This is a genomic window from Candidatus Paralachnospira sp. LCP21S3_A2, from assembly GCF_052118925.1.
GTDB lineage: Bacteria > Bacillota > Clostridia > Lachnospirales > Lachnospiraceae > Lientehia.
The window spans coordinates 240,885-254,756 of the sequence record NZ_JBQKGG010000003.1 but is presented as its reverse complement, the minus strand read 5'-3'; the positions used below and the strand labels follow the sequence as shown (position 1 = coordinate 254,756).

28 protein-coding genes are annotated in these 13,872 nt (G+C 47.6%); all 28 read right to left on the bottom strand.

What is annotated here, in order from left to right; translation table 11 throughout:
- Positions 1-6: 6 nt before the first annotated feature.
- Positions 7-408, bottom strand: coding sequence for a 30S ribosomal protein S11 (rpsK, locus tag ACTQ3K_RS04530; protein ID WP_441565834.1), 402 nt, complete (start codon positions 406-408; stop codon positions 7-9).
- Positions 409-516: 108 nt separating this feature from the next.
- Positions 517-888, bottom strand: coding sequence for a 30S ribosomal protein S13 (gene rpsM / locus ACTQ3K_RS04525; protein ID WP_441565836.1), 372 nt, complete (start codon positions 886-888; stop codon positions 517-519).
- A 141-nt stretch (positions 889-1,029) separates the two neighbouring features.
- Positions 1,030-1,143 (bottom strand): 50S ribosomal protein L36, encoded by a 114-nt coding sequence (gene rpmJ / locus ACTQ3K_RS04520; protein WP_003022746.1) that lies wholly within the window; start codon positions 1,141-1,143, stop codon positions 1,030-1,032.
- Between the two features lie 100 nt (positions 1,144-1,243).
- Positions 1,244-1,462, bottom strand: coding sequence for a translation initiation factor IF-1 (gene infA / locus ACTQ3K_RS04515; protein ID WP_147595151.1), 219 nt, complete (start codon positions 1,460-1,462; stop codon positions 1,244-1,246).
- An 11-nt stretch (positions 1,463-1,473) separates the two neighbouring features.
- Positions 1,474-1,734 carry a hypothetical protein gene (locus ACTQ3K_RS04510; RefSeq protein ID WP_441565838.1) on the bottom strand — a complete coding sequence of 87 codons (261 nt, stop codon included), beginning with the start codon at positions 1,732-1,734 and terminating at the stop codon, positions 1,474-1,476.
- A 10-nt stretch (positions 1,735-1,744) separates the two neighbouring features.
- The gene (map, locus tag ACTQ3K_RS04505; protein ID WP_441565840.1) at positions 1,745-2,494 is read right to left on the bottom strand and encodes a type I methionyl aminopeptidase; all 750 of its coding nucleotides are present in this window, start codon (positions 2,492-2,494) and stop codon (positions 1,745-1,747) included.
- A gap of 2 nt (positions 2,495-2,496) precedes the next feature.
- A complete protein-coding gene (locus ACTQ3K_RS04500; RefSeq protein ID WP_441565842.1) occupies positions 2,497-3,141 on the bottom strand; it encodes an adenylate kinase in 645 nt (214 codons plus the stop codon).
- 96 nt (positions 3,142-3,237) lie between these two features.
- Positions 3,238-4,554 (bottom strand): preprotein translocase subunit SecY, encoded by a 1,317-nt coding sequence (gene secY, locus ACTQ3K_RS04495; RefSeq protein ID WP_441565844.1) that lies wholly within the window; start codon positions 4,552-4,554, stop codon positions 3,238-3,240.
- Position 4,555: 1 nt separating this feature from the next.
- Positions 4,556-4,996, bottom strand: coding sequence for a 50S ribosomal protein L15 (gene rplO / locus ACTQ3K_RS04490; protein ID WP_441565846.1), 441 nt, complete (start codon positions 4,994-4,996; stop codon positions 4,556-4,558).
- Positions 4,997-5,014: 18 nt separating this feature from the next.
- On the bottom strand, positions 5,015-5,197 hold the full coding sequence (gene rpmD, locus ACTQ3K_RS04485; protein WP_441565847.1) for a 50S ribosomal protein L30: 183 nt from the start codon (positions 5,195-5,197) through the stop codon (positions 5,015-5,017).
- A gap of 14 nt (positions 5,198-5,211) precedes the next feature.
- Complete coding sequence (gene rpsE, locus ACTQ3K_RS04480; protein WP_441565849.1) at positions 5,212-5,721, bottom strand: 30S ribosomal protein S5; 510 nt, start codon at positions 5,719-5,721, stop codon at positions 5,212-5,214.
- Positions 5,722-5,741: 20 nt separating this feature from the next.
- Positions 5,742-6,110, bottom strand: coding sequence for a 50S ribosomal protein L18 (rplR, locus tag ACTQ3K_RS04475; RefSeq protein ID WP_441565851.1), 369 nt, complete (start codon positions 6,108-6,110; stop codon positions 5,742-5,744).
- 21 nt (positions 6,111-6,131) lie between these two features.
- Positions 6,132-6,674, bottom strand: coding sequence for a 50S ribosomal protein L6 (gene rplF / locus ACTQ3K_RS04470; protein WP_441565853.1), 543 nt, complete (start codon positions 6,672-6,674; stop codon positions 6,132-6,134).
- A gap of 137 nt (positions 6,675-6,811) precedes the next feature.
- A complete protein-coding gene (gene rpsH / locus ACTQ3K_RS04465; RefSeq protein ID WP_441565855.1) occupies positions 6,812-7,213 on the bottom strand; it encodes a 30S ribosomal protein S8 in 402 nt (133 codons plus the stop codon).
- A gap of 285 nt (positions 7,214-7,498) precedes the next feature.
- Positions 7,499-7,684, bottom strand: coding sequence for a type Z 30S ribosomal protein S14 (locus tag ACTQ3K_RS04460; protein ID WP_441565856.1), 186 nt, complete (start codon positions 7,682-7,684; stop codon positions 7,499-7,501).
- A gap of 15 nt (positions 7,685-7,699) precedes the next feature.
- Positions 7,700-8,239 carry a 50S ribosomal protein L5 gene (gene rplE / locus ACTQ3K_RS04455; RefSeq protein ID WP_441565858.1) on the bottom strand — a complete coding sequence of 180 codons (540 nt, stop codon included), beginning with the start codon at positions 8,237-8,239 and terminating at the stop codon, positions 7,700-7,702.
- Positions 8,240-8,262: 23 nt separating this feature from the next.
- Positions 8,263-8,574, bottom strand: a complete 312-nt coding sequence (gene rplX / locus ACTQ3K_RS04450) for a 50S ribosomal protein L24 (RefSeq protein ID WP_441565860.1) — start codon at positions 8,572-8,574, stop codon at positions 8,263-8,265.
- Positions 8,575-8,588: 14 nt separating this feature from the next.
- Positions 8,589-8,957 (bottom strand): 50S ribosomal protein L14, encoded by a 369-nt coding sequence (rplN, locus tag ACTQ3K_RS04445; RefSeq protein ID WP_191446617.1) that lies wholly within the window; start codon positions 8,955-8,957, stop codon positions 8,589-8,591.
- A gap of 30 nt (positions 8,958-8,987) precedes the next feature.
- Positions 8,988-9,260: a 30S ribosomal protein S17 gene (gene rpsQ / locus ACTQ3K_RS04440; protein WP_441565862.1), complete on the bottom strand. Its 273-nt coding sequence runs from the start codon at positions 9,258-9,260 to the stop codon at positions 8,988-8,990.
- Positions 9,261-9,271: 11 nt separating this feature from the next.
- Positions 9,272-9,475 carry a 50S ribosomal protein L29 gene (rpmC, locus tag ACTQ3K_RS04435; protein WP_441565864.1) on the bottom strand — a complete coding sequence of 68 codons (204 nt, stop codon included), beginning with the start codon at positions 9,473-9,475 and terminating at the stop codon, positions 9,272-9,274.
- The gene (gene rplP / locus ACTQ3K_RS04430; RefSeq protein WP_441565866.1) at positions 9,465-9,902 is read right to left on the bottom strand and encodes a 50S ribosomal protein L16; all 438 of its coding nucleotides are present in this window, start codon (positions 9,900-9,902) and stop codon (positions 9,465-9,467) included. Before rplP ends, rpmC begins: the two co-directional genes overlap by 11 nt.
- The gene (rpsC, locus tag ACTQ3K_RS04425; RefSeq protein WP_441565868.1) at positions 9,902-10,552 is read right to left on the bottom strand and encodes a 30S ribosomal protein S3; all 651 of its coding nucleotides are present in this window, start codon (positions 10,550-10,552) and stop codon (positions 9,902-9,904) included. Before rpsC ends, rplP begins: the two co-directional genes overlap by 1 nt.
- A gap of 11 nt (positions 10,553-10,563) precedes the next feature.
- Positions 10,564-10,950 carry a 50S ribosomal protein L22 gene (gene rplV, locus ACTQ3K_RS04420; RefSeq protein ID WP_441565870.1) on the bottom strand — a complete coding sequence of 129 codons (387 nt, stop codon included), beginning with the start codon at positions 10,948-10,950 and terminating at the stop codon, positions 10,564-10,566.
- Between the two features lie 29 nt (positions 10,951-10,979).
- On the bottom strand, positions 10,980-11,258 hold the full coding sequence (gene rpsS / locus ACTQ3K_RS04415; protein WP_283231457.1) for a 30S ribosomal protein S19: 279 nt from the start codon (positions 11,256-11,258) through the stop codon (positions 10,980-10,982).
- A gap of 24 nt (positions 11,259-11,282) precedes the next feature.
- Positions 11,283-12,125, bottom strand: coding sequence for a 50S ribosomal protein L2 (gene rplB, locus ACTQ3K_RS04410; RefSeq protein WP_441565873.1), 843 nt, complete (start codon positions 12,123-12,125; stop codon positions 11,283-11,285).
- Between the two features lie 112 nt (positions 12,126-12,237).
- On the bottom strand, positions 12,238-12,537 hold the full coding sequence (gene rplW, locus ACTQ3K_RS04405) for a 50S ribosomal protein L23 (protein ID WP_441565874.1): 300 nt from the start codon (positions 12,535-12,537) through the stop codon (positions 12,238-12,240).
- Positions 12,537-13,157: a 50S ribosomal protein L4 gene (rplD, locus tag ACTQ3K_RS04400; RefSeq protein WP_441565876.1), complete on the bottom strand. Its 621-nt coding sequence runs from the start codon at positions 13,155-13,157 to the stop codon at positions 12,537-12,539. Before rplD ends, rplW begins: the two co-directional genes overlap by 1 nt.
- A 30-nt stretch (positions 13,158-13,187) precedes the next feature.
- Entirely contained in the window at positions 13,188-13,820 is a 633-nt protein-coding gene (gene rplC / locus ACTQ3K_RS04395; protein WP_441565878.1) for a 50S ribosomal protein L3, read from the bottom strand.
- Positions 13,821-13,872 lie beyond the last annotated feature (52 nt).

The following is a 13,872-nucleotide window of genomic DNA, read 5'->3' as shown; positions in this document are numbered from 1 at the left end:
TCCTAATTAAACTCTTCTACGCTTGGGTGGACGGCATCCGTTGTGAGGAACCGGGGTTACATCCTTGATGCTGGTAACTTCAAGGCCACATGCCTGCAGAGCACGGATCGCAGCCTCACGTCCTGAACCAGGACCCTTAACCATAACATCTACGGACTTCAGCCCATGTACTAACGCTGCCTTCGTAGCAGTTTCTGCAGCCATCTGTGCTGCATAGGGAGTAGATTTCCTTGAACCTCTAAATCCCAGACCGCCTGCACTTGCCCATGACAGAGCATTGCCCTGTGTATCTGTTAACGTTACAATGGTATTGTTAAAAGATGACTGGATGTGCGCTTGTCCGCGTTCAACGTTTTTCTTAACACGCTTTTTTGTCACTTTTTTTACAGTGGACACTTTTTTAGCCATTTTAAACTAACCTACTTTCTTGTTGATGTTTACCTGTTACTTAATATGCAGGGTGCGCGCATTGGGTTGATACGATTGCAATTACCTGCATTACCTGAAGCTCAAGAATTATTTCTTCTTATTTGCTACAGTCTTCTTGGGGCCTTTTCTTGTTCTTGCATTGGTCTTTGTCTTCTGACCACGAACAGGCAGACCTCTTCTGTGACGAATACCTCTGTAGCAGCCAATTTCCTGTAATCTCTTGATATTCATTGCCACTTCACGGCGGAGATCACCTTCTACTAACTGATGATCAGCCTCGATGGCAGCTGCGATTCTCTTAACCTCATCATCGGTAAGATCACGCACACGGGTATCAGGATTTACATTGGCTTCCTTGAGGAGACGGTTGGAGCTAGCCCTACCGATTCCATAGATATAAGTCAATCCGATTTCAACGCGCTTTTCTCTAGGTAAATCGACACCTGAAATACGAGCCATGTGTATTGTACCTCCATAATTATTTGTGTTTCTGTTTGCATTTTTTGTATTTGTAATCATTATGAACAACTCTGCCGGGTGTGTTCACAATGCAGCCGCATGAATCAAGCACAGTATCGTGCCATTGGTTTTACAGCGCAATTAACCCTGACGCTGTTTGTGCTTCGGATTCTCGCAGATGATCCGAATGCTGCCTTTTCTCTTAATAACCTTGCATTTCTCGCAGATCGGTTTTACAGAAGATCTAACTTTCACTGGTATACACTCCTTTCCCAAAAAAGTCCGCATATTATTATAGCACCTGTTTTCAATAAAAGCAAGCGCATTTTATGGGATTTCTTCCGGTTTCTTCTTGTTATTTGTCTCTCCAGATGATCCGTCCCTTTGAAAGATCATAGGGGGAAAGCTCCAGGGTAACCTTGTCTCCGGGAAGAATCCGGATATAATTCATACGGAGCTTCCCGCTGATGTGAGCCAGTACCTGATGCCCGTTTTCCAGTTCAACCTGGAACATGGCATTGGGCAGCTTTTCAACTACAGTTCCTTCGATTTCAATTACGTCACTTTTGGACATCCCGTTACCTCCTACTTGGTGGGGACCTTGGCCGCTTGCAGCTTGAGGGCCCGTTTTACTTCTTCATTCCGTTCCGGTCTTCCCTTGGGAAATTCCCCCTGTGCATGGAGGAGTACAAGATGCTTCCTGCTTTTCCGCTTGGGCTTTTCAAGTGTTTTGTACTTTCCGTCTGCCAGTAAGAACCGATCGCCCTCCTGGCCAATGATCACATACATCGTATCCTTGTCATGACCGGCTGTCGAAACAGCAAATCCGCCGATGTTATTCTCCATGGCCGGACCTCTACAGTGACAGGACTTCCGGCTCACCTTCGGTGATGAGGATCGTGTTCTCATAATGGGAGGCCAGCGAACCATCCTCGGTAACGACCGTCCAGTCGTCATCGCTCCAGGCCACATCATACCGTCCCAGTGTAATCATGGGTTCAATCGCCAGTGTCATTCCGGCGCGGAGCTTGATTCCCCGTCTTCCCATATCGAAGTTCGGAATTTCCGGTGCTTCATGCATTTCCGTACCGATTCCATGGCCAACCAGATCTCTTACGACACCGTAGCCGAATGATTCGCAGTATTTCTGGATCGCGGTTCCGATGTCATTTAAGTGATTCCCTGCCTTCGCAAACTTGATTCCCTCAAAAAAGCTCTGCTCGGTAACCTCCATCAGCTTCTTTGCTTCCGCAGATACTTCTCCAATTCCATACGTGCGGGCTGCATCTGACTGATAGCCCTTATAGATCAGACCGGTATCCAGGCTTACAATATCGCCGTCATGGAGCACCCGGTCTCTTCTGGGGATTCCATGGACAACCTCATCGTTGATGGATACACACACCGATGCCGGAAATCCCTCATAATTCAGGAACGACGGGATACAGCCGTAGCTTCGGATAATCTCTTCGCAGATCTTATCGACTTCCTTTGTCGTCATTCCAGCATGGAGTTCTTTCGCAAGTTCCACATGGGTCCTGGCAAGGAGCCGTCCGGCTTCTCTCATCAATTCGATTTCTCTTTCTGATTTGATGGTAACTGCCACTTCTACTCTCCTAATATATTGCAGATGTCCGCAAAAACATCTTCCATGTCCATAGTGCCGTCTACTTCCTTTAAGCTTCCTTTTGCTCCATAATAGTCAATCAGGGGCTGGGTCTGCTCATGGTATACGGAAAGCCGCTTTGTTACTGTTTCCGGTTTGTCATCATCCCGGAGGATCAGTTTCTCGCCGCAGCGGTCACATACACCCTCAAGCCTGGTCGGAGCATGAACAACATGATACGTTGCACCGCAGCCGACGCATGCCCGTCTGCCGGACATTCTCCGGACAATGTTCTCATCAGGCACTTCTACGTTGATCGCATAATCAATCTTCTGTCCCATGGATGCCAGCACACTGTCCAGGCTTTCTGCCTGGGGAATGGTTCTCGGAAATCCGTCAAGGACATATCCCTTTTCGCAATCAGGCTGTTTTACCCTGTCAGCCACCAGATCTACAACCAGTTCATCGGGAACCAGAGCCCCCTGATCCATATAAGCCTTTGCCTTTTTGCCAAGCTCCGTACCGTTTTTGATGTTGGCGCGGAAGATGTCGCCTGTGGAAATATGAGGAATCCCGTACTTGTCGGCAATTTTCTTTGCCTGGGTTCCCTTTCCTGCTCCCGGCGCTCCCAGCATAATGATCTTCATGTCATTTCCTCCTGTAACGGAATAGGAATCACTGCTAAAGTCCAGGACACCGGCAGAAGACAATGCTCCTGCCGGGACTGTTCTTTTGTACTGAGATTAGTCGTTTAAGAAGCCCTTGTAGTATCTCACAAGCATAAGAGATTCTACCTGCTTCAGTGTCTCCAGAATTACACCGACGATAATGATAATCGATGTTCCTCCGAAGGAAAGCGAGCCGATATTAAAGAGGCCCGAGCACAGGATCGGGATCACTGCAACGATGATCAGGCCTGCGGCACCAATAAATACGATGTAGTTCAGGATCCTGTTTAAATAATCAGAAGTGGGACGGCCCGGACGGATACCGGGGATAAATCCACCCTGCTTCTTCATGTTATCTGCAATCTCGATCGGATTGAAGGTGATCGAGGTGTAGAAATAAGCAAATGCCACGATCAGTAAGATGTAAACCAGAAGTCCGATGCTTAAGATCGGATCAGACGGCTTGCACCAGTTGGAGGAGGAAAGTCCTAAAAGGATCCGTCCACCGACAGTGGAATAATCCACATTAAAGAACTGGGCGATCACCACCGGGAAACTCATCAGAGAGGATGCAAAGATGACCGGGATCACACCTGCGGTGTTGACCTTTAACGGAATATTGCTGGACTGTCCGCCGTAAAGCTTTCTGCCCTGCATTTTCTTTGCATACTGAACCGGAATCCGTCTCTCACCATCCTGAAGAACAACAACAAAGCAAACCATTGCCAGGATCACTGCAAGAATGATCACCAGGGAAAGAGCTCCCTTTGCAATGGAACTGCCCTTGAGGAAACGATCGTAAAGCGTTACGAAATCGTTGGGCAGGCCGGATAAGATGTTGATCAGAAGGACAATGGAAATACCGTTTCCGATTCCCTTATCTGTGATCCGCTCACCAAGCCACATCAACATTGCACTGCCGGTGGTCATGGTTACGATCACGATGATCACATTGTACCAGGTGAAGTTTACCAGCAGACCGGAACGGCCGAAGCCGATGGTCATTGCGGTAGACTCGATCAGAGCCAGGCCGATAGTCACATAACGGGTCAGCTTGGCGATGAACTTTCTTCCCTCTTCCCCCTCCTTCTGGATCTCTTCCAGCTTCGGAATTGCAATCGTCAGAAGCTGAATGATAATGGAGGATGTAATGTAGGGGGTAATGCTTAACGCAAACACAGAAAGCTGTGTAAAGGAGCCGCCGGTCATGGCGTCAAAGAAATTGAACGCCGTACCGGACTGGCTTGCAAACCAAGTAGCAAAATATGTCGTATTAACACCCGGAATCGGGAGCTGAGCTCCGATTCGCACAACAATCAGAATGAGGAACGTGTAGATGATTCTTTTCCGTACTTCCTTGATCTTAAATGCGTTTGTGAGTGTCTTCCACATATTAGATCACCTCTGCTTTTCCACCAGCAGCTTCAATCTTTGCTTTTGCGCCCTCACTGAAAGCGTTTACCTGAACCGTAAGCTTTTTGGTTAATTCACCGTTGCCAAGAATCTTGACACCATCTCTGGGGTTCTTGATCACACCGCATTCCTTCAGCATTTCTACTGTTACAATGGTATCGTTATCGAATCTCTCGAGAACATCAACGTTAATGCCTACGATTACCTTGGAATTTCTGTTAGTGAAGCCTCTCTTAGGGAGTCTTCTGTATAAAGGCATCTGACCACCTTCAAAACCGGGTCTGGGAGCGCCGGAACGTGCCTTCTGACCCTTATGTCCCTTACCAGCAGTCTTGCCGTTTCCTGAACCGTGTCCACGGCCTCTTCTGAAAGCATCGCTGTGCTTAGAGCCTTCAGCAGGTCTTAAGTTTGATAACTCCATCTTGTGCACCTCCTCCTGTTAGATTTCTTCTACCTTCACCAGATGCTTAACCTGCCAGATCATACCTCTGACAGCTTCGTTGTCGGGAAGCTCTGTTGTCTTGTGCAGCTTGGTAAGGCCAAGAGCCTCAACAGTTTTTTTATGCTTCGGAACAGCACCGATGGGAGATTTTACCAGTGTTACCTTTAATTTCTCTGCCATTTTCGTTTCCTCCTTTAGCCGATCAGCTCTTCAACCGATTTGCCGCGCTTCTTGGCAACTTCTTCGGGTGTCTTCAGAGCCTTCAGGCCCTCCAGGGTTGCGAGAACAACGTTCTGCTTGTTGTTGGAACCCAGGGACTTTGTTCTGATGTTCTTAATGCCAGCCATCTCCAGCACGCTACGAGCGGGGCCGCCGGCGATAACACCAGTACCTTCGGGAGCTTTCTTGAGAAGTACGCAGGAACTTCCGAATTTTCCGATGAAGTCATGGGGAATGCTTCTGTTTTCGTCTACGGGGATCTCGATCATGTTCTTTACTGCAGCTTCCTTACCCTTGCGGATTGCTTCCGGAATTTCAGCAGCCTTGCCCATGCCTGCTCCCACATGTCCGTTGCCGTCACCAACAACTACCAGTGCGGTAAAACGCATTGTACGTCCGCCCTTAACAGTCTTGGATACACGCTTGATGGCAACTACTTTATCTGTCAGCTCTAACTGGCTGGCATCAATAATGGTACGTTTCATGTGTGTATTCTCCTCCTCAATTAGAATTCAAGGCCAGCTTCACGAGCCGCCTCAGCCAACGCCTGAATCTTACCCTGGTAAATGAATCCTCCACGGTCAAATACAACTGTGGTGATACCCTTTTCCAGAGCTTTCTTTGCGATTACAGTTCCAAGATGAGCAGCAGCTTCCACATTGTTGGTCTTGGTAAGCTCAGCCTTTACATCCTTCTGCAATGTAGAGGCAGATACTAACGTATTACCAACTGTATCATCAATGATCTGAGCATACATGTGATTGTTGCTTCTGAACACAGCAAGACGAGGTCTTTCAGCTGTGCCGGTGAAACGATTACGGATTCTTCTATGTTTGCTGCGACGGATTTCCGTCTTTGATTCCTTGCTAATCATTCTTGTCACTCCTCCTATCTATTATTTCTTACCTGTCTTGCCGACCTTACGTCTGATTACCTCATCAGCATACTTGATGCCCTTGCCCTTATAAGGCTCAGGACGTCTCTTGTCTCTGATCTCGGCAGCGTACTGGCCAACCTTCTCTTTGTCGATACCCTTGATGACAATCTTGTTCTGGCCGTCAACTACGGACTCAAGACCTTCGGGATCTTCCATTTCAACAGGATGGGAGTAACCCAGGGACAGAACCAGCTTCTTGCCCTGCTTCTGCGCTTTGTAACCAACACCGTTTACCTCAAGAACCTTCTCATATCCTTCGGTAACACCGTGAACCATGTTGTTTAACAGGCTTCTGGTTAAGCCGTGTAAGGACTTCATCTTCTTTAAGTCGTTGGGTCTGGTAACTACGATATGACCATCCTCCAGCTTGATATCCATCTCAGCAGGGAGAACTCTCTCCAGTGTTCCCTTGGGACCCTTAACGGTTACTTTGTTATTTTCTGCAATATCAACTGTTACACCAGCCGGTACCGCGATTGGCATTCTACCTATACGTGACATGCCCGTACCTCCTTAAATAAATTAGTTAATAGTTTCTGTTAATCGCGCGAGCAGGCGGCCCGGATAAGCCGTTCACTCTTCACTATCAACATGAAGCAAAAGTGCCTGTCGGCTCGAATTCGCTAAGTGCTCAATGCCTACCAAACGAAAGCTAATACTTCTCCGCCTACGCCCTGTACTCTTGCTTCTTTATCAGTCATCACACCTTTGTTGGTGGAAATGATTGCGATGCCGAGACCACCCAGTACCTTGGGAAGCTCTTCCTTGCCTGCGTATACACGAAGACCAGGCTTGGAAATTCTCTTCAGACCGGTGATGATCTTCTCGTTCTTATCTGCGCCATACTTTAAAGTAGCGCGGATTGTCTTGAAAGCGCCGTCCTCAACGAGGTCATACTTTGCAAGGTATCCCTCATCTACCAGAATGTTTGCAATTGCAAGCTTCATCTTGGATGCGGGGATATCTACTGTATCATGCTTCGCAGTATTTGCATTACGGATTCTTGTAAGCATATCTGCAATAGGGTCGCTCATCGTCATTGTTTTTCTCCTTTATATGATCAACGAAAACTTGTTGAAAATGGTTCATGCCGGGGCCGGAATCCCGACCGCCGAACCCAGTCAAATCCCCGGACGGGGATTGAGAGGGATTGTTTATAAATTCAGGTTAGCTGTCTGCGGCTCGAACTTGCTAAGTGTCTGGGGTTTCTTCCCTCAACTAAGCTCAGCCGGCGCCTTACGGCTTGACTTCGCTAAGGTTCGGGAAGGGCTTTCGCACTAACCTCGTTCATCGCCTGCGGCTCGAACTCGCTAAGTGCTCAATGCCTACCAGCTGGCTTTCTTTACGCCGGGGATTTCGCCCTTGTATGCTAATTCACGGAAGCAGATTCTGCAGATTCCGTATTTTCTAAGGTAAGCATGGGGACGTCCGCAGATACGGCAGCGGCTGTACTCTCTGGTGGAGAACTTCGCCGGTCTCTGCTGCTTAATCTTCATTGAAGTTTTAGCCATTTGATTTTCCTCCTATTATTTTGCAAAAGGCATATTGAATAATCTTAACAGTTCACGGGCTTCTTCATCGGTCTTTGCTGTTGTAACAAAGATGATGTCCATACCTCTTACCTTGTCAACCTTATCATATTCAATCTCAGGGAAAATCAGCTGTTCCTTGATACCTAAAGCGTAGTTTCCTCTGCCGTCGAAAGCGTTGGGATTTACGCCGCGGAAGTCACGTACACGGGGCAGAGCCAGGTTTACGAGACGATCAAGAAACTCATACATCTTCTCACCGCGAAGGGTTGTCTTGCAGCCGATTGCCATACCCTCTCTGATCTTGAAGTTTGCAACAGACTTCTTAGCCTTTGTCAGGACTGCCTTCTGGCCGGTGATGGTTTCCATATCCTTAACGGCTGTGTCAAGAACCTTTGCGTTCTCCTTTGCTTCGCCGACACCCATGTTGATGACGATCTTCTCAAGCTTCGGGATCTCCATAACGTTCTTATAGCCGAATTTCTTCATCATAGCGTCTTTGATCTCGCTGTTGTATAATTCCTTTAATCTAGCCAACTTTTCTGACCTCCTTTCCGTGATTAGTCGATTACCTTACCTGTGGACTTTGCAACACGAACCTTCTTCCCGTTCTCTACGGAGAAGCCTACTCTTGTTGCCTTGCCGTCTACCAGGAGCATTACGTTGGAAGCATCGATTGCGCCCTCTACGTTCACGATGCCGCCCTGCTGATTCTGAGCGCTGGGCTTCGTGTGCTTTGTCAGCATGTTGATTCCCTCAACGACTACGCGGCCGTTCTCGTGATCAACCTTAACAACCTTGCCTTCCTTATCCTTATCTTTACCGGCGATTACTTTTACCATATCGCCTTTTTTAATTTTCATGGTTGCCATCCTTAAGTCCCTCCTTACAGTACTTCGGGAGCCAGGGAAACGATCTTCATGAACTGTTTCTCTCTCAGCTCTCTTGCAACAGGCCCGAAAATACGGGTTCCTCTGGGGGTCTTGTCATCTCTGATGATGACAGCAGCGTTCTCGTCGAAACGAATATAGGAACCGTCCTTACGGCGGGTGCTATTTACAGTACGTACAACAACGGCCTTTACCACATCGCCCTTCTTTACAACGCCGCCTGGTGTGGCGTCTTTAACGGAAGCAACGATTACATCGCCGATGCTTGCATATCTTCTGGTGGAGCCACCCATAACACGGATGCAAAGGAGCTCTTTGGCACCGGTGTTGTCGGCCACCTTCAGTCTTGTTTCCTGCTGAATCATGTTATTTCTCCTTTCAGTCGAATGAAAAGCTTATTTCGCCTTTTCAATGATCTCGACAAGTCTCCATCTCTTATCCTTGGATAAAGGTCTTGTTTCCATTACTTTTACAGTATCGCCGATACCACACTCGTTCTTTTCGTCATGTGCTTTCAGCTTGTAAGTTCTCTTAACGATCTTGCCGTATAAAGGATGTTTTACATGGTCCTCGATTGCAACTACGACAGTCTTATCCATCTTGTCGCTTACAACCTTACCGGTACGAGTCTTTCTTAAATTTCTTTCCACGGATTTTTCTCCTTTCATAGCGCTTATGACTACTCAGCAGCCTTTGCGGTAATCACGGTCTGAATCCTGGCGATGTTCTTGCGAACCTCTTTGATTCTGCTTGTGTTATCCAGCTGGTTGGTTGCATTCTGAAATCTCAGGTTGAAAAGTTCCTTTTTAGCAGCTACTAATTCTTCGTTTAATTCTGCAGCTGATTTTGTCTTCAAATCTTCTACATACTTATTAATTTTCACTGTTATCACCGCCTTCTAAGTCTGCGCGAGAAACGATTTTACATTTTACTGGCAGCTTGTGCATAGCAAGACGTAATGCTTCTCTGGCTGTTTCCTCGGGTACACCTGCGATCTCAAACATTACACGGCCGGGCTTAACAACTGCTACCCAGTATTCCAGAGATCCTTTACCAGAACCCATACGGGTTTCAGCCGGTTTCGTAGTTACGGGCTTATCGGGGAAAATCTTGATCCAAACCTTACCGCCACGCTTGATATATCTTGTCATAGCAATACGGGCAGCCTCGATCTGATTGGATCTGATCCATGCGGGCTCAGTTGCAACAAGACCAAACTCACCATTGCTGATTCTGTTGCCTCTCATGGCCTTTCCAGCCATGGTTCCGCGGAACTGTTTACGACGTTTAACTCTCTTGGGCATTAACATTATTTAGCTCCTCCTTCCTTCTTAGCCGGAAGAACCTCGCCTTTGTAGATCCATACCTTTACGCCAACCTTGCCGTATGTGGTATTTGCCTCAGCGAAGCCATAATCGATGTCAGCTCTTAATGTCTGCAGCGGGATGGTTCCATCACTGTAGAACTCGGTACGTGCCATATCAGCACCGCCCAGACGGCCGGAAGCGCAGGTCTTGATACCAAGAGCGCCAGCCTTCATGGTTCTGCTCATGGTGGACTTCATAGCACGACGGAAGGAGATACGGTTCTCAAGCTGAAGAGCAATGCTCTCTGCAACGAGCTGTGCATCCTTATCGGGTCTCTTAACTTCCTTGATGTCGATGAAAAGCTTCTTGTCGGTCATCTTCTGAACCTGAGCCTTCAGCTTTTCGATCTCAGCACCGCCCTTACCGATTACAATACCGGGCTTTGCAGTGTAGATGATAACCTTAACGCGGTCAGACGCTCTTTCGATTTCGATCTTGGAAACGCCTGCGCTGTATAACTTCTTCTTCAGATATACTCTGATCTTATGGTCCTCAACCAGGTTGTCGGCAAAGTCAGCTTCCGCATACCACTTGGAGTCCCAATCCTTAATCACGCCGACTCTTAAGCCATGAGGATTAACTTTCTGTCCCATTATTGTCCTCCTTATCTCTCATTCAGCACAACAGTGATGTGGCTCATTCTCTTCTCGATTCTGTAAGCACTGCCCTTTGCCCTCGGTTTGATTCTCTTCATGGTCGGCCCCTTGTTTGCGTAGCACTCCTCAACAAAAAGATTGTCGGGGTTCATACCATTGTTGTTCTCTGCATTTGCTCTTGCAGATTCCAGTAATTTCTTGATTAAAGTAGAAGCATATCTGGGATTGTAGGTAACAATACCGATTGCAGTATTTAAGTCTTTGCCTCTGATGGCATCTAATACGAAGCATGCCTTCTGAACAGATACTCTTGCGTAAGACAGTGTTGCTGAAGGTCTTGTATCTTTGTTCTCGTTTCTCTGTCTTTTAATCTGGCTTCTATGTCCCTTAGCCATGGATAAAACCTCCTTTCTCTATTTCCCGATTAGCGCTTGCTCTTCTTCTCGTCTTTGCCGTGACCTCTGTAGGTTCTGGTTGCAACGAATTCGCCAAGCTTATGGCCTACCATGTCCTCAGTAACATATACCGGAACATGCTTTCTGCCGTCGTGTACTGCGATTGTATGTCCAACCATCTGCGGGAAAATAGTGGAACGGCGGGACCAGGTCTTAATAACCTGCTTCTGTCCTGCTGCGTTCATCTCATCTACCTTCTTTAATAAATGAGCATCTGCAAACGGTCCTTTTTTCAATGAACGTGCCATTGGTTTACCTCCTTCTTATCCGAATTACTTAATGGTCTTGCCATCGCGACGTCTTACGATTAACTTGTTGGACTGCTTATTCTTCTTTCTGGTCTTGAGACCCAGAGCAGGCTTGCCCCAAGGAGTGCAGGGACCGGGACGACCGATACCAGCCTTACCTTCACCACCGCCATGAGGATGGTCGTTGGGGTTCATAACAGAACCGCGGACTGTGGGACGGATGCCCATGTTGCGCTTACGTCCTGCTTTACCAATGTTAATCAGGGAATGCTCGCCATTGCCTACGACACCGATGGTTGCGCGGCAGATGATGGGTACCATTCTCATTTCACCGGAGGGAAGTCGGAGTGTTGCGTACTTGCCTTCCTTTGCCATGAGCTGTGCGCTTACGCCGGCAGAACGAACCATCTGTCCGCCTGCACCGGGGTACAGCTCGATGTTGTGTACCTGAGTACCGATCGGGATGTCCTTCAGCTCCATGCAGTTGCCGATCTTAGCTTCTGCTTCGGAACCGCTCATAACCTTCATTCCGTCCTTCAGTCCTTCAGGTGCCAGGATATATGCCTTCTCGCCGTCTGCGTAGCAGATCAGAGCGATGTTTGCGCTTCTGTTGGGATCGTATTCGATGCCGATTACAGTTGCGGGGATATTGTCTTTTCTTCTCTTGAAGTCGATGATTCTGTATTTCTTTCTGGAGCCGCCTCCACGGTGTCTCACAGTGATCTTACCCTGATTATTACGACCGGAATTCTTATTCAGAGAAACCAATAAGGACTTCTCCGGAGTCTTCTTTGTGATCTCAGAGAAATCAGAGCCGGTCATGTTTCTTCTGGAAGGTGTATAGGGATTATATGTTTTAATTCCCATTTCCTTTCTCCTTTCTACTGTACAACTCTCTCGAGTGTGTTTTGTCACGGCATAACGTTCGCCGTATAGTTATTTCAAACGCTGCGGATGGATTCGCCAAGCTGCTTTCGTCTTACAGTCCCTCGAAGATCTCGATATCTGCACTGTCAGCAGTCAGCTTAACGATTGCTTTCTTTGTTGCAGCAGTCTTGCCGGATGTACGGCCTCTTCTGCGCTCTTTGCCTTCGCAGTTCATGGTGTTTACGGACTCAACCTTGGTTCCTGCAAACATCTTCTCAACTGCTTCTTTGATCATGGACTTGTTAGCATCTACATGCACCAGGAATGTGTACTTCTTCTCAGCCATCTGGTTCATGGACTTCTCTGTAACGACGGGTTTTAAGATCACGTCATAATACTTAATATCTGCCATTATGCGTATACCTCCTCAATTGCTGCAACAGCAGCCTTTGTGGTAACGACTGTGTTGTATTTCAGGATATCATATACATTGATGGTGGAAACAAGAGCAGTCTTAACACCTTCAAGGTTGTTAGCGGACTTGATCACGTTCTCGTTCTTCTCAGCCATAACAACGAGAGCCTTGGGAGCCTTTACGTTGTCAAGAACGTTCTTCATTGCCTTTGTTTTGATCTCATCAAGCTTCAGCTCATCGAGAACGATGAACTTGTTCTCAGCTACTCTGGAAGTCAGGGCAGACTTGAGCGCCAGTCTTCTTTCCTTCTTATTTAACTTGATTGTGTACTCTCTGGGCTTTACAGCAAATACCATTCCGCCGCCGGTCCACTGGGGAGCTCTTGTTGAACCCTGTCTTGCATGACCGGTTCCCTTCTGTCTCCAGGGCTTCTTTCCACCGCCGCTTACTTCAGAGCGTGTCTTGGCACTCTGTGTTCCCTGACGATTGTTTGCAAGCTGGCTAACTACAGCCAGGTGTACCAGGTGCTCGTTTACTTCTACACCGAACACGGCATCATTCAGCTCTAAAGTACCAACTTCTTTGCCTTCCATATTGTAAACAGATACGTTTGCCATCTGTGTGTTCCTCCTTTCCAAGTATAAACCTTAAACCGTCTTTACAGTTTCCTTAATGGTTACCATGCACTTCTTCGGTCCGGGTACAGCGCCCTTTACCAGAAGCAGATTGTTTTCAGCATCTACGCGTACAATCTCAAGATTCTGGATCGTGATCTTCTTGTTACCCATCTGACCGGGCATCTTCTTTCCCTTGAATACCTTGCTGGGATCAGATGCAGCGCCGTTGGAACCTGCATGACGATGGAACTTGGAACCGTGAGCCATAGGTCCTCTGTGCTGTCCGTGACGCTTGATGGCGCCCTGGAAGCCTTTACCTTTGGAGATCGCGGTTGCGTCTACCTTGTCGCCTGCTGCGAAGATATCAGCCTTGATCTCGTCAGCCAGCTTGTAGTCAGCTGCGTTCTCAAATCTGAACTCTCTGATATATCTCTTATAGGAAACGCCGGCCTTATCAAAGTGGCCCTTCAGAGGCTTGTTTACAAGCTTCTCTCTCTTATCTGCGAAACCTACCTGAACTGCTGCGTAACCGTCGTTCTCAACTGTCTTCACCTGAGTTACTACGCAGGGACCAGCCTGAAGAACCGTTACAGGAACGAGCGCGCCGTCTTCTGTGAAGACCTGGGTCATTCCAACCTTTGTCGCTAAAATCGCTTTCTTCATTTTCTACCTCCTGTTATTCTACAGCGGATTACCACCTGGGCAATCATCCTAG

Bases quoted from the DNA above. Each gene is read 5' to 3' on its own strand.
- rpsK (WP_441565834.1), bottom strand. From the start codon at position 408: ATGGCTAAAAAAGTGTCCACTGTAAAAAAAGTGACAAAAAAGCGTGTT.
- rpsM (WP_441565836.1), bottom strand. From the start codon at position 888: ATGGCTCGTATTTCAGGTGTCGATTTACCTAGAGAAAAGCGCGTTGAA.
- infA (WP_147595151.1), bottom strand. From the start codon at position 1,462: ATGTCCAAAAGTGACGTAATTGAAATCGAAGGAACTGTAGTTGAAAAG.
- ACTQ3K_RS04510 (WP_441565838.1), bottom strand. From the start codon at position 1,734: ATGGAGAATAACATCGGCGGATTTGCTGTTTCGACAGCCGGTCATGAC.
- ACTQ3K_RS04500 (WP_441565842.1), bottom strand. From the start codon at position 3,141: ATGAAGATCATTATGCTGGGAGCGCCGGGAGCAGGAAAGGGAACCCAG.
- secY (WP_441565844.1), bottom strand. From the start codon at position 4,554: ATGTGGAAGACACTCACAAACGCATTTAAGATCAAGGAAGTACGGAAA.
- rplO (WP_441565846.1), bottom strand. From the start codon at position 4,996: ATGGAGTTATCAAACTTAAGACCTGCTGAAGGCTCTAAGCACAGCGAT.
- rpmD (WP_441565847.1), bottom strand. From the start codon at position 5,197: ATGGCAGAGAAATTAAAGGTAACACTGGTAAAATCTCCCATCGGTGCT.
- rpsE (WP_441565849.1), bottom strand. From the start codon at position 5,721: ATGAAACGTACCATTATTGATGCCAGCCAGTTAGAGCTGACAGATAAA.
- rplR (WP_441565851.1), bottom strand. From the start codon at position 6,110: ATGATTAGCAAGGAATCAAAGACGGAAATCCGTCGCAGCAAACATAGA.
- rplF (WP_441565853.1), bottom strand. From the start codon at position 6,674: ATGTCACGTATAGGTAGAATGCCAATCGCGGTACCGGCTGGTGTAACA.
- rpsH (WP_441565855.1), bottom strand. From the start codon at position 7,213: ATGACGATGAGCGACCCTATTGCAGATATGCTTACAAGAATCCGTAAT.
- ACTQ3K_RS04460 (WP_441565856.1), bottom strand. From the start codon at position 7,684: ATGGCTAAAACTTCAATGAAGATTAAGCAGCAGAGACCGGCGAAGTTC.
- rplX (WP_441565860.1), bottom strand. From the start codon at position 8,574: ATGGCAACCATGAAAATTAAAAAAGGCGATATGGTAAAAGTAATCGCC.
- rplN (WP_191446617.1), bottom strand. From the start codon at position 8,957: ATGATTCAGCAGGAAACAAGACTGAAGGTGGCCGACAACACCGGTGCC.
- rpsQ (WP_441565862.1), bottom strand. From the start codon at position 9,260: ATGAAAGGAGAAAAATCCGTGGAAAGAAATTTAAGAAAGACTCGTACC.
- rplP (WP_441565866.1), bottom strand. From the start codon at position 9,902: ATGTTAATGCCCAAGAGAGTTAAACGTCGTAAACAGTTCCGCGGAACC.
- rpsC (WP_441565868.1), bottom strand. From the start codon at position 10,552: ATGGGACAGAAAGTTAATCCTCATGGCTTAAGAGTCGGCGTGATTAAG.
- rplV (WP_441565870.1), bottom strand. From the start codon at position 10,950: ATGGCTAAGGGACATAGAAGCCAGATTAAAAGACAGAGAAACGAGAAC.
- rpsS (WP_283231457.1), bottom strand. From the start codon at position 11,258: ATGGCACGTTCATTGAAAAAAGGACCGTTTGCAGATGCTCATTTATTA.
- rplB (WP_441565873.1), bottom strand. From the start codon at position 12,125: ATGGGAATTAAAACATATAATCCCTATACACCTTCCAGAAGAAACATG.
- rplW (WP_441565874.1), bottom strand. From the start codon at position 12,537: ATGGCAGATATTAAGTATTATGACGTGATCTTAAAACCCGTCGTTACA.
- rplD (WP_441565876.1), bottom strand. From the start codon at position 13,157: ATGGCAAACGTATCTGTTTACAATATGGAAGGCAAAGAAGTTGGTACT.
- rplC (WP_441565878.1), bottom strand. From the start codon at position 13,820: ATGAAGAAAGCGATTTTAGCGACAAAGGTTGGAATGACCCAGGTCTTC.